This window comes from Haloactinopolyspora alba, from assembly GCF_003014555.1.
Taxonomy (GTDB): domain Bacteria; phylum Actinomycetota; class Actinomycetes; order Jiangellales; family Jiangellaceae; genus Haloactinopolyspora; species Haloactinopolyspora alba.
Genome location: NZ_PYGE01000013.1, coordinates 105,117 through 117,204 on the forward strand (window position 1 = coordinate 105,117; position 12,088 = coordinate 117,204).

11 protein-coding genes are annotated in these 12,088 nt (G+C 72.8%); 2 read left to right on the forward strand and 9 right to left on the reverse strand.

Going from position 1 to position 12,088, the window contains the following annotated elements:
• Positions 1-9 precede the first annotated feature (9 nt).
• The 8 genes from CLV30_RS17310 to CLV30_RS17345 form a co-directional block, all read right to left on the reverse strand.
• Positions 10-1,965: a TOMM precursor leader peptide-binding protein gene (locus tag CLV30_RS17310; protein WP_106538474.1), complete on the reverse strand. Its 1,956-nt coding sequence runs from the start codon at positions 1,963-1,965 to the stop codon at positions 10-12.
• A 106-nt stretch (positions 1,966-2,071) separates the two neighbouring features.
• Positions 2,072-2,257, reverse strand: a complete 186-nt coding sequence (locus CLV30_RS17315) for a thiazolylpeptide-type bacteriocin (RefSeq protein ID WP_106538475.1) — start codon at positions 2,255-2,257, stop codon at positions 2,072-2,074.
• Positions 2,258-2,260: 3 nt separating this feature from the next.
• A complete protein-coding gene (locus CLV30_RS26600) occupies positions 2,261-2,410 on the reverse strand; it encodes a hypothetical protein (RefSeq protein ID WP_165358719.1) in 150 nt (49 codons plus the stop codon).
• 91 nt (positions 2,411-2,501) lie between these two features.
• Positions 2,502-2,657, reverse strand: coding sequence for a hypothetical protein (locus CLV30_RS26605; protein ID WP_165358720.1), 156 nt, complete (start codon positions 2,655-2,657; stop codon positions 2,502-2,504).
• A 142-nt stretch (positions 2,658-2,799) separates the two neighbouring features.
• On the reverse strand, positions 2,800-4,884 hold the full coding sequence (locus CLV30_RS17330) for a hypothetical protein (RefSeq protein ID WP_129711097.1): 2,085 nt from the start codon (positions 4,882-4,884) through the stop codon (positions 2,800-2,802).
• 32 nt (positions 4,885-4,916) lie between these two features.
• Positions 4,917-5,753, reverse strand: coding sequence for an ABC-2 transporter permease (locus CLV30_RS17335; protein ID WP_106538479.1), 837 nt, complete (start codon positions 5,751-5,753; stop codon positions 4,917-4,919).
• A complete protein-coding gene (locus CLV30_RS17340; RefSeq protein ID WP_205741052.1) occupies positions 5,750-6,709 on the reverse strand; it encodes an ABC transporter ATP-binding protein in 960 nt (319 codons plus the stop codon). Before CLV30_RS17340 ends, CLV30_RS17335 begins: the two co-directional genes overlap by 4 nt.
• Before the next feature lie 566 nt (positions 6,710-7,275).
• Complete coding sequence (locus CLV30_RS17345; protein WP_106538480.1) at positions 7,276-8,142, reverse strand: alpha/beta fold hydrolase; 867 nt, start codon at positions 8,140-8,142, stop codon at positions 7,276-7,278.
• 108 nt (positions 8,143-8,250) lie between these two features.
• On the opposite strand from CLV30_RS17345, the gene CLV30_RS17350 reads away from it, so the two are divergent.
• Complete coding sequence (locus CLV30_RS17350) at positions 8,251-8,730, forward strand: CGNR zinc finger domain-containing protein (RefSeq protein WP_106538481.1); 480 nt, start codon at positions 8,251-8,253, stop codon at positions 8,728-8,730.
• 8 nt (positions 8,731-8,738) lie between these two features.
• Here CLV30_RS17350 and CLV30_RS17355 read toward each other — a convergent pair whose 3' ends face one another.
• A complete protein-coding gene (locus CLV30_RS17355) occupies positions 8,739-9,992 on the reverse strand; it encodes an MFS transporter (RefSeq protein WP_106538482.1) in 1,254 nt (417 codons plus the stop codon).
• A gap of 66 nt (positions 9,993-10,058) precedes the next feature.
• Here CLV30_RS17355 and CLV30_RS27380 point away from each other — a divergent pair, with 66 nt between their 5' ends.
• A complete protein-coding gene (locus CLV30_RS27380) occupies positions 10,059-11,057 on the forward strand; it encodes an ArsR/SmtB family transcription factor (protein WP_240723367.1) in 999 nt (332 codons plus the stop codon).
• Positions 11,058-12,088: the final 1,031 nt, after the last annotated feature.

The following is a 12,088-nucleotide window of genomic DNA, read 5'->3' on the forward strand; positions in this document are numbered from 1 at the left end:
CGCGCTCCTTCACGGGAACGGGTGCGGGACGAGGTGCAGGTCGCCGGGGTCGAGCGGACGCGGCACGTGCCCGCCGCGGTAGGGCGCCCAGAGCGTGCGCGGCATCCGCAGCACGCGTTGCCGGTGCCAGCCGAAGTCGATCGGAATCAGCCCGGGCACGATCGTCGCCACGGTGGACAGGCCCAGCGCCTGCTGCTCGGGCGTGGTCTGGTCGACGACGACGGTGTCGTGGCCACGTTCGGCGAGCAGCGCGACGATCTCGTCCACCGGCTCGCGCAGGTCGGTCACCGGGGCCCGCGACGTGGTCCAGTCGGCGAACACGTCGGCGATCGGCGACCGGTGGTCCTGGCGCAGCCAGTGTTCGGCGTGCCGGGCCATCTCCGGCATGCCGAACAACAGCGCATGGTGCGCGAGCTCGGTGACGTGCCCGTAGTCGGTGACCATGAGTTCGTTGTGCTCGATGGACTCGCCGACCCGCTCGGGGAACCCGGTGACGTACGAGGCGACCTCGCACACCGCGGCGCGGACCGCGTCGTCCGGGTCGAGCGAGGCACCGCCGGCGAAGCACAGCGTGCCCGGCCCGCCGTCGCGACGGACCGCGACCGCGCCGACGGCCGGCACCGGCAGGTCGACGCGGATGTCGAAGCATCGCAGGTCGTACCCGAGCAGGTCGACGTGCGCCCGCATCTGTTGCACCAGCGGATGGTCGACGGTGTCGAGGTCGATCTCGGCCCGGGTCAGCCCGTCGTACCAGCTGATCAGGAACGCGTCGCGTTCGACGAGCTCGAGCAGGCCGTGCAGCACGGCCTCGGTGACCGAGCTGCCGGAGGCGCAGCCGTTGGAGCACTCCTGCACGGTGTTGCGGTGGTCCTCGCGGTGGTCGAGGTAGTAGGCGATCTGCTCGGGGACGAGCAGCGCGCGGCCGTCGCGCAGCGACCAGCCCCAGACCCAGGGGACGCTCGGATTCTCCGACCACGGCACGTACTTCTCGGCGTGCCGGTCGTAGAAGTCCTGCGTGTACAGCCCGCACTGCTCCATCTCGACGTACGGAGCGTCCAGCTCGGTGACCGCCGCCCGGCGGGCGACCTCGACGCGGCGCGGGCGCTGACCGGCGTCGCGCTCGAGACCCTCGAGGGCGCCGAGCAGCTCGCTGCGCTGGTAGCTCTCGGCGTGCCCGCTCCACCACATCTCGTGCAGGCCGTACTTGCTGCGGACCTCGAAATGCCCGCTGACCGGCGCCGTCGCGGTGGCATGGTAGGCGCGGATGCCGGGTCCGCCGAGCATCCCGCACACCGGGTTGGCGAGCGCGTCCATGGGCAGCCCGAGGTCCTCGGGCCGGCCGCTGCGGGTGGCGCCGGGACGCAGGGCGGGCACCGATCGCAGGTGGATCTCGGCGCCGGAGCTGGTGTCGGCGACGGGCGCGGCGCAGGCGTCGCACGACGAGTCGCGGAGCAGGCCGTACCGGCGCACCGATGCCGTGCGGGTGTCGATCTCCCACACCGGGTGGCCCGGCTCGCCCGCCGGAGGCGTGGCGGCGGCCTCGACCAGCACCGCGGCCACGGCGACGACGTGTGGCGGCACCGCGCCGGGCTCGCCCGGCAGGACGCCGTGCGGCTCGTCGACGATCCGGCGTTCGATCATCGGGCGGCACACCGTCCAGCGGCGGTCGAGGCAGCGCGGGCACGGACCGCCTCCACCGGGAGTGGCGGCGACGATCACGGCGGAGCCGTAGCGGCGCAGGCTCACCGTGGCGGTCGACGGCGACCGGTCGACGGGAACGGTCACCCGGTGCTCGTGCCCGGGTACTCCGAGGACGGCGACGTCGATGGCGGGGCACCGTGCGGCGAGCTCCGCCGGAAGCAGGTCGGCGACCTGCCGTCCGAACGCGGCGGTCGAGGTGGCGGTGTCGCCGGCGGCATCCGTTGCGGGCCGGTGTGCGTCGCGGTCGTCCTGCAGCGTGGTCACGGATTCAGCACCTCTCCTCGGGCGCGGCGGGGCAGAGCGCGAGACGTAGGGTCGAAGGGTGCTGCGGGCCAGTCCGAGTGGCCCGCAGCACCCGATCCAGGTGTGCTCAGCCGCAGCTGGACGTGCTCGTGCTGCACGAGCAGCAGCTGGACGTGCTGCAGGAACTGCAACTCGAGCAGCTACAGGACGAGCTGCTGGCCGCCATGTCGGCGGACGGGTCGGTGATCTCGTCCACCTCGAACGTGACCGCCTCGAGCTCGAGCAGCTCCATGCCGAGTGTCGTGTGCGCCATGGTTCACTCCTTTCTCCGGATCGATCGATACTGGTGGGCCGGTAGCGCCGGGCGGGTCAGCCGCCGCCGCAACCGGTGCTGGTGCTGGTCGAGCAGCAGCTGGACGTGCTGCACGAGCTGCAGCTCGAGCAGCTGCAGGACGAGCTGCACCAACCTGCGGCGTCCTGACCGATGTCCGTGATGTCCTCGATCTCGAACGTGGCCGTCTCGAGGACGAGCAGCTCTTCACGAAGCGCCATGTCGTTCACCCCCTTCCCTGCGGGTGCCTTTCACCGCCCGGGCCGGCGGTGAGGTCGCGGAGCCTCGTCAGCTGGTGCTGCTGCAGCTGCAGCTCGAGCAGCCGCAGCAGCTCGACGTGCTGCACGAGGAGCAGCTCGACGTGCTCGTGCTGGAGCTGCACCAGCCGGCGGCGTCCTGGCCGACGTCAGCGATCTCCTCGACTTCGAAGGTCACGGTCTCGAGAGCCAGCAGCTCGGTCGTCAGGTCGGTCACGGTGCCTCCTCGGGGCGGGTGGGCTGGCGGAACGGCTCCGGGCGGGTGGGCTAGCGGAACAGCTCCGGGCGGGTGGGCTGGCGGAACAGCAGGACGCGGACGATGCGGGTGACGCCCGCGAGGTCCGGGGTGCCCAGGTCGACGGCCGCTGCGCCGCGGCCGTCCGCGTGCAGCCGGGCCACGACGGTCTCGGCGTCCGCCTCGTGGTGCAGCCACGAGGGGTCGGTGACCGGCGGGCCTACGGCGGCGTGGTCCAGCACGTCGGTGCTGCCCGGCCGAGGTTCGCCGGCGGCCAGGGCGGTGCCGGCGATCTGCCGGGGCCCGACGACGCGCAGCAGCGCGCTCAGCGCGGCCCGGGTCCACGACGTCCCCGGGGCGGCCGTGATCCGCTCGCCGGCGCCGTCGACGACCCGTACCACCGCCATCGGCACCGGGCCGGTGGCGGCGTGCAGCGCGATCCTGCCGCCGGCGTCCTCGATCTCGCGGATCAGCATGGCGAGGTGACCGGACCGGTCGGTGCCGTCGTCGGCCAGGTCGGCGGGGACCGGGTGCACCGCGTGCTCGCCGCGGGCGAGTGCGGTGACGGCGGCCGCTCCTGCCGCGTCGACGAGTGCGCGCAGGCTCGCCTGCTCGAGCGACTCGGCCGCGGCGATGCCCACCCGGTCCGGCTCGAAGCAGGCGGCGGCGCGGTCCCACGGCCCGGCGAGCGCGGCCGCGCGGTCGACGGCGAGGGCGCGCCCGGTCGCGAGTTCGGTCGCCGCCACCGGTGCGGCGTCGGAGGGAGGCACGCCCAGCCAGGTGTCGAGCCGGTCGTGGCTCACCCGCTCCGCCTCCGGGCTCGGCGCGGGCAGCAGCGAACAGCGCCGGTGCGTGACCAGCGCGTACCGGGCGGCGGCGGTCTCGAGCGCTTCGAGGCGCGCTTCGAGGACGTTGCGCGCCCCGAACGCGACCACCGGTTCCGCGTCGGCGGCCGGGGCGATCAGCCCGGCGACCTTCACCGGGATCTGCACGATCGCATCGTCGTCGAACCTCCGGAAGATGCCGACGGTGTCGGCGACGACGGACTCGAACCGGGTGTAGGCGCGCTCGACGGCCTCCTCGTCGCCCTCGTCCTCGTCGGCGGCGGAATCCGTGCTGACGGCGCCGGCGGCCGGTCCGCGCGGCACCGCGCTAGCCGGACCGCCCGGGGCGTCCGCAGCCGGATGGGCGACGAGACGCTCGTTGCTGACGGTGAGCCGGTGCGGGTCGACGAGCACGACGGAGCCGTCGATGTCACTGCTGATGGTGCCGGTGAGGGACTTGAAGATCTCGAACCCGGCCATGCTGACGGCCATCGATGCGGCGGTTCCCGGCAGCACCGGCCGCGGTGGCACGGACGCGGCGCCGGCCGTCGCGGCCCGCCACACGTCGGCGCCTCCGTCGATCTCGTTGTCGCTGATGCGGAGCATGGCCGTGAGCACGTCGGTGCCGCCGGCCTCGCGCGGGCCGAGCACCAGCAGGTCGCCGACGCGCGTGAGCGGAACGAACGAGACGCCGGCGGAGCGGCACGCGTCCGCGACGGCGAACAGGTCGGCGCCCGGGCCCCTCACCGCGACGAAGCACACCAGGTCGAGGCCCGCGTCGAGGTCGCCGCGCACGGCCGCCGCCGACCCCGCACGGACGAACCCGTCGCCACTGCCGACGCCGTTCGCGCTCAGCCCGGCCGCCAGCGCGGCGCCGGCCGTTTCGTCGTCGGCGAGCACCGCGACCCGCGCCGACGCCGCGCGCCGGAACCCGTCGCCGTCGTCGCCGTGGTGGTCGAGCAGCGCGAGCTGGCTGCCGAAGCGGGCGCGGACGTCGTCGTCGTACTCCGCCTGCAGGTCCGGGCCGTCGACCACGACGCCCCTGCTCGCCAGCGTCCCCACCAGCGAACGCACCGCGTCGGCGTGCCCGTCGGGCAGGCCGGACAGCAGCTCGGACAGCGGCGTGGATCCGTCGAGGTGCGGCAGCAGCGCCGTCAGGTAGCGGTAGGCGCTCGCCCCGCGGATGACGAAGGCGTCGTCGTGCCCGCGGACGTAGACGCCTTCGAGCGTCTCGAGGAAGGCCACGTCGCGTCGCATGCGCGGCCGGACGAGCTCGGGCGTGTCGGTCGTCAACGTCACTCCTCGGGTCGGTTCGGCTCGGGGACTCAGGTGATGTCGCGGCGGCGGACGAGGGCCACGGCCAGGACGGTGCTCGCGACCAGGTAGACGGCCAGTACGGCGCACGCCGCCGCCGGGGTCAGGTGGTCGACGACGCCGGGTGTGCCGCCGTCGCCCTGGGTCGGTGCGCCGAGGCCCGCGACGAGCGAGCCGCTGGCCGTTCCCAGCAGCACCGCCCGGACCGGCTCCAGCGCCCCGATGACGCCGGCCAGCCCGGCGATCGCGTTCTCGAGGCCGAGCGTCCAGACCAGCCCGACCGCCAGCGCCACGCTGGTGCCGCGGAACAGGACGCCCAGGGCGGCACCGACGCTCATCCAGGTCGCCGAGATCAGTACCGCGCCGCCCAGTGACGCAAGCATCTCGACCGGGGCGGGCCAGTTCAGCGGCTCACCCTCGACGGAGGCGATGACCGCGGACGCGACGGCCGAGGTCACGGCGGCGGCCACCGCGATCGCGATGACGGCCAGCACACCTGCTGCGATCTTGGCGAGCACGACCTGCGCCCGGCCGGGCCCCTGCGACAGCCGCGCCGTCCACGTTCCCCACCGGTACTCCGGCCCGGTGACCAGCACCCCGAGGATCAGCATGATCGCTCCGCCGAACATCGGGTAGCTGCTGACGGAGGTGCTGTCGACGGCGGCGGGCACGAGCGTCTCGAGCAGGTCGGCGCGGTCGGCGGTCGCATCGGGGTCGAGCGTGCTGTAGACGATGTAGGGCACGCCGAAGGCGAAGGCCAGGACCAGGGCGATCCAACTGCCGCCGACGACGAGCGGCGCGAGCCGGTGCCGCAGCAGCAGCGTCTCCGCGTTCAGCGCGGCGATCATGACCGCACCTCCGCCGCATCGTGCCGGGTGAGCTCGAAGAACACGTCCTCCAGCGACTGGCGTTCGTGCCGGACCTCGTGCACGTCGACACCGCCCTCGACCAGCGCGCGAACCAATGCCGGAACGTCGCCGGGGTCGACGTGCAGGCGCAGCGTGGCGTCGTCGCTCTCGGGCACCGTGGCCTCGCCGAACCGGGAGCGGGCGATGGTGCGCGCCGGCGCGGGCGGATCCGCCCGGAGTTCGACGGTGAGCGCGCCCGGCCCGGCGCGGAGGTTCTCGACCGTGTCGTCGGCGATCGTCCTGCCCCGGTCGAGGACGACGACACGCTCGCAGATCTGCTGGACCTCGCCGAGGATGTGCGAGGAGAGCAGCACGGTGGTGCCGTCGGTGCCGAGGTTGCGCACCAGTTCGCGCATCTGCACCACGCCGTCGGGGTCGAGCCCGTTGGTGGGCTCGTCCAGGACGAGCAACGGGGGCCGGCCGAGCAGCGCCGCCGCCACGCCGAGGCGCTGGCCCATGCCGAGCGAGTAGCCGCCGTAGCGATCGTCGGCCCGCCCGTCGAGTTGGACGATCTCGAGAACCCGCTGGACCTCGCTGTCGGGCAGGCCACGCGCACGGGCCAGCACCCGGAGGTTGGTGCGCCCGGACAGGTGCGGGACGAAGGCGGGGGTCTCGATCAACGCGCCGATGCCGCGCAGGGCCTCCGGCGCGCCCGGGTGGCGGCCGGACACCCGCACGGTGCCGGTGTCGGCGTGCACGAGCCCCAGCAGAATGCGCAGCAAGGTCGTCTTGCCGGCGCCGTTCGGCCCCAGGACGCCGTAGACCTGGCCACGCTGCACCCGGAGGTCCACGTCGCTCAGCGCAGGCAGGGTGCCGAACGATTTCGACACGCCGGCGACGTGGACGGCGGGAGTGTCTGGCGGGGAGGGCGCGAGGGCGCCGACGTCAATGCTCACAGCACGGCCTCTCGGACTGCGGTTCCGGGTGCGCGTGGTGCCGGGGACGGAGCGGGCGGTTGTGGGTCGGGCGGATCGTGTCGTAACCGGGCGGTTCGCTGGTGCGGACGTTCACGGCGTGCCCACAACCGGAAACACTCGAAATGTCAAGAGAATTGACAGGTCGACGACTGTCCTCGACAAATCGCATGTATCCGATCGGCCGTTATATATGGCCTTGAACGTAACGGACGTCGCACAAAAGAGACAACCCCTGTGCGCCGAATTTTTTCGAGCGACAGCCAGGGTCGCCGTCGATGATCTCGCCCTTCACCATCCGTTGACCTTGTATTTTCCGTCCGTCAGCGTGCGCGGGATAGACGTCCGGCACCCGTGCGCCCATTCGCCGCGGCGAGCACACCCCGGTGGCCACTTCAACACCCGGTGAAAAAATGCAACGAAGGAAGATATTGACAAGTCATCCTTACTGGGGACCGTTTCTGGCGCACCGAACCGCGACCACCACAACCGGCCCGGCACGACCGAACCGAGCGCGGCAGATCAGCGGATCGGTCGCGACACGTTCCTCAACGCAGCACTCGGCCGAGGAAGCCGCGCAGGTATCCCGCGACGACGTCCAGGTGGCTCTCGAGCAGGAAGTGGCCGCCGTCGATCAGATGCACCTCCGCGTCCTCGGCGTCGCGGGCGAAAGCCGTGGCGCCCGCCGGGCCGAAGATCTCGTCGTTGCGGCCCCACACGGCGAGCACCGGCACCTTGTTGGTGCGCAGGAACTCGTGCAGGCGCGGGTAGAGGGGGCGGTTGTTCGCGTAGTCACGGAACAGCGCCAACTGGACCTCGTCGTTGCCTTCACGGGAGACGAGGGCGAGGTCGCGCTCCCAGGTGTCCGGGCTGACCAGGCTCGGGTCGGGTACGCCGTGCAGGTACTGCCAGCGGATGGCCTCGACGCTCAGGGCGGCACGGACGGCGGGTTCGGTGTCGGGGCCGGGGTTCGCGGCGTACGCCCAGACGTCGGTCCAGAACGACTCGACGAACCCGTCCTCGTAACCGTTGCCGTTCTGGGTGACGACGGCGGAGATCCGTTCGGGGTGCTCGAGCGCGAGACGCCACCCGATGGGGGCGCCGTAGTCCTGCACGTAGAGGGCGTAGCGGTCCAGGCCCAGGTGGTCGAGCAGTCCGGAGGTGAGCTCGGCGAGAGCGTCGAAGGTGTACGCGAACTCGTCGACGAGAGGAGCGTCGGAGCGGCCGAAGCCGAGGTGGTCGGGCGCGATGACGTGGTAGTCCCCGGCCAGTAGCGGGATGAGCTCACGGAACATGAACGAGCTGGTCGGGTAGCCGTGCAGCAGGACGATCGCGGGGGCGTCGGCAGGGCCGGCCTCACGGTAGAAGATCCGGTGTCCGTCGATGGTGGCGGTGCGGTGATGAACCGAGCCCACTTCTAACTCCTTCAAATGTCTGATCTGGTTAGGTCCTGGTCATGCAAGCACGGAGCGGCTAACCTGTCAAATAGTCCGATCTGGTTAGGGAGACGGGAGCGGCATCCGATGGACCTGCTGCTGGACCTGCTCAACAGCAGGCCACTGGTCAACGGCGAGGAACAGGACGCGCTCGGCGATCCGGCCGCGGCCGGACGCTGGGCACGCGAGCACGGCGGCGACGGCAGCCACGCGGAACTGGTGCTGCTCCGCGAGGCGCGGGACGTCCTGCAGAACGTGGTGCGCAGAGATAGCTCGCCGGTCGCGTTGAGCCCGCTGCTCGAAGGGGTCCGCCAGACCCCGGAGCTCACGCCGGACGGCCTTCGGTGGACACTCGAGGCTCCTCCTCACGCCCGGCTGGCCGTCGACGTGGTCCTCGCCTGGGCCGCCACCGAGGAACAGCTGCCCGGCCGGCTACGCCCCTGCGCCAACGACGAGTGCCGGCTGTTCCTGCTCGACCGCAGCCGCGCCAACCGCGCCCGCTGGTGCTCCATGGCAGCCTGCGGCAACCGCGCGAAAGCACGCCGCCACTACGAACGCACCCGCTGAGCTGTCCCCTACTCCCTCGGATCGAGGGTGACCGCCATCGCCCGGGCCAGCGCGAGACCGGTGGCCAGCAGGGCTGCCGCACGGATGGCCCCCGCGACCGGGAAAGGCGCGCGCAGGCCGAACACGTGCGCCACGAGCCCACCGGCCAGCGCACCGAGCGGGATCAGCCCCCAGCCGACCATGCGGTAGATGCTGTTGACGCGGCCGAGCAGACGGGACGGCACCAGGCGCTGGCGCAGGCTCACCGTGATGATCGTCCACAGCGTCGTGGCGAAGCCGTTCACGGCGAGCAGCGCACCGAGGACGGTCGCGTCGGGGCTCACGCCCACGCCCCCGAAGACGGCGGCGTTCGTGCCCAGTGCGGCGAACAGCGTGGCGCGGGTGCCGAGCCCGGCGACGATGCGCGGTCCGGCGACGCCGCCCAGCAGGCCACCGACGGCGGCGGTCGCCAGCAGCAGTCCGTACCCGGCGGCGTCCACGTGCAGCGTCCGTGTCGCCAGCAGCACCAGCGTCGCGTTGCCGAGGTGGAAGCAGAAGGTGTTCACGCCGAGCAGGACCGCCAGCAGCCGCAGCAGCCGGTGCCGAGCCAGCCAGCGCAGGCCCTCCGCGATCGCGGTGCGGACCGGCGGGTGCCCGGCTGGCGGATGCCCGGCTGGCGGGTGCGCCGCCGACCGAGGGCCGGAGTGCGCCAGCGTGGCCAGCAGCATGGCGGCGATCGCCAGCGCGCCGGCGTCCGCGACGAACGGCAGCGCCGCCGCGGCCGCGAACAGCACGCTGCCGACCGGCGGTCCCGCGAACTGCCGGCCCACCAGGACGATCGACTGCTGATAGCCGTTCGCCGCGTGCAGCAGCCGCTGGCCGACAATGTCCGGCAGGACCGCCTGCCCGGCGTTGCCGGCGACCACCTGGCACGTGCCCAGCCCGAACACGAGGATCGCCAGGGTGGGGATGCCAAGACGATCGGACGCCACCAGGATCGCGACGACACCGGCGATCACCGCCTGGACCGCCTGCGCACACCACATCAGGCCCACGCGGTCGTACCGGTCGACCACCGCGCCCGCCACGAGCGACAGCAACAGCCAGGGCAGGTACACCGACGCGGAGACCACCGAGACCAGCCGGGGATCGCCGGTGAGCGTCGCCGCCAGCAACGGAGCAGCCGCGGCGAACGCGCCCTCCCCCACGGCGCCGACACCCGCCGCGCCGGTCAGCCGCCAATAGGCTCCGGGCAGGTCACGTGGGCCGGCCGAGCGCGTCATGCCGGCATCGTTCCGGCGCCGCGCGCCACGGCGACATCATGTAGCTCCCTGCTACATACTCGGCCCATGGCGCTGACCGTCGATCTCGGCGTGGACGAGCTCGCCGCGACCAGGTTCGCGGTCTCCCCGTTGTCGGAGACCGTGGCCGGGCTGCAACAACTCGCCGGTCAGGACCGGCACGCCGTCAACCGGCGGTGGCTGCGGTGGGCGGCCGACGCCCTGGCCGCGGAGCCGTTGACGCTGTCGAGCACCTGGCCGCTGCTCGTCAGCGAGCAGCCGGGCTGGCCGGAGTTCCTGGTCCCGGCGCCGGCGCACGCCGGGACGTCCATCGACGACGACCTGGCGGCGCTGCGGGACACGCCCGCACGCCACGTCCGCGCCAGCCTGCGGCGCGTCTTCGGCGACGCGCCGCCGCGAGCCGCGGCCGACCTCGCCGCCGACCCCGCCGCCGGTCTCCGTGACATCGCCGCGGAGCTGCGCGCGGCGCACGACCGCCTGGTCGCGCCGCACTGGGCACGGATCCACGCCGCCCTCGACGCCGACGTCGCCCACCGCGCGAAACGGCTCGCTCGCGGCGGCGCCGCGGCGCTGTTCGCCGACCTGCACCCGGACCTGCACTGGCGGGACGGACGGCTGGTGCTGGAGGGTGCGCGGTGGCGCGAGGACCGGGTGGTCAACCGCGGACCTGGCGGGCTCGTCCTGATGCCCGTCGCGCTCGGCTCACCCTACGTGCTGATCAAGAAGAACACGTCCACCCAGACCACCGTCCGCTACCCCGCCCGCGGCGTCGCCGCGCTGTGGAGCACCGGCACCCGAACACCACCGGAAGCCACCCGGCGGCTGCTCGGCCGGGCCCGCGCCGAACTGCTCGAAGCGTTGCGTTCTCCGGCGACCACCACCGACCTCGCCGGCGCACTCGGCATCACCCCCAGCGCCGTGTCCCAGCACCTGCGGGTGCTGCGCGAGAACGGGCTCGTCACCCGCGAGCGGTCAGGGCGCACCGTCCGGTACTGCGCCAGCGCACTCGGGCGAGCCCTCGCGGCCGGTCCGGACGGCGCACCCTGAATCGGGGAGCCGACTCCGCCTACCCCTGGTCGACAGCGCGCAGCACCGGCCTGCCCAGTTCGGTGTCGAACGCCCACACGTCGGCGAAGTCCCAGCCCATCGCCTCGTACGTGTCCTGACTGGCCGCCTGCGCCGCCGTGCGGGTCGCGCCGTTGAGGGTGTCCGGCCCGGTCTCGGGGATGGACTGGGTGGCCGCGTCCACGTTCTCGGAGGCGGCGTTGCCGACGAGCGTCGCGGTGTCGCCCCGGAGCACCCGGGCGACGACGCGGTGAGCGTAGCCGGTGGCGACGACCCGCGAGTTGAGCGCCATGTTGTGCCGCACGGTGGTGCCGGTGTAGGCGTAGCCGCTGATGCCGCCCGCGTTCCTGTCGTCGACCACCTCGACGTGCCCGGTGGCGTAGGTGCGCTCGGTGAGGCTGCCGACCCCGGTGATGCCGGCGACACCGCCGGCCTGGCGGCCACGGGTGGCGTACACGTCGGCGGCGGAGTAGCTGTCGCGGAGTTCGCCGTAGGAGTAGCCGACCACACCGCCGACGGTGCTGCCGCCGTAGATCGTGCCCGACGTCGTCACCCGCTCGACGGTGCCGCGGCTGGTGTTGACCAGGATGCCGACGTTCGAGGCGGTGGTCTCGACCAGGGCGCCGTCGACGGCGACGTCGTGGATGTTCCCGTCCTCGGTGACCAGCGGGAACAGTCCTCCGGTGGACGAGGTGAGCCCGGTGATGCGGTGCCCGGCGCCGTCGAGCTCACCGGAGAACCCGGTGCGGGCGACGGTGAGCCCGGCGTGCTCGCTCAGGTCGAGGTCGGCCGCCAGGCGGAACCGCTGGTCGGGGAACTGCGTCACCTGGTCGAGGTCGGCGACGCTCGACACGAGGTAGGCGCCGTCGCCGTCCTGCGGCAGCTCCGGGGTGTCCGGCTCCGACGACGGCGGCGCGACGTCCTCGGGGACCGAACGCAGCGTGGGGCGCATCCCGTCGGAGTCCCAGGCCCAGACACTGTCGAAGTCCCAGCCGAGAATGTCGCGGTAGAAC

What these genes read in the sequence shown, in the direction of transcription:
- CLV30_RS17350 (WP_106538481.1), top strand. Translation starts at nt 8,251, where the DNA reads ATGGACCTGCTGCTGGACCTGCTCAACAGCAGGCCACTGGTCAACGGC.
- CLV30_RS27380 (WP_240723367.1), top strand. Translation starts at nt 10,059, where the DNA reads ATGGCGCTGACCGTCGATCTCGGCGTGGACGAGCTCGCCGCGACCAGG.
- CLV30_RS17335 (WP_106538479.1), bottom strand. Translation starts at nt 5,753, where the DNA reads ATGATCGCCGCGCTGAACGCGGAGACGCTGCTGCTGCGGCACCGGCTC.
- CLV30_RS17355 (WP_106538482.1), bottom strand. Translation starts at nt 9,992, where the DNA reads ATGACGCGCTCGGCCGGCCCACGTGACCTGCCCGGAGCCTATTGGCGG.
- CLV30_RS17315 (WP_106538475.1), bottom strand. Translation starts at nt 2,257, where the DNA reads ATGGCGCACACGACACTCGGCATGGAGCTGCTCGAGCTCGAGGCGGTC.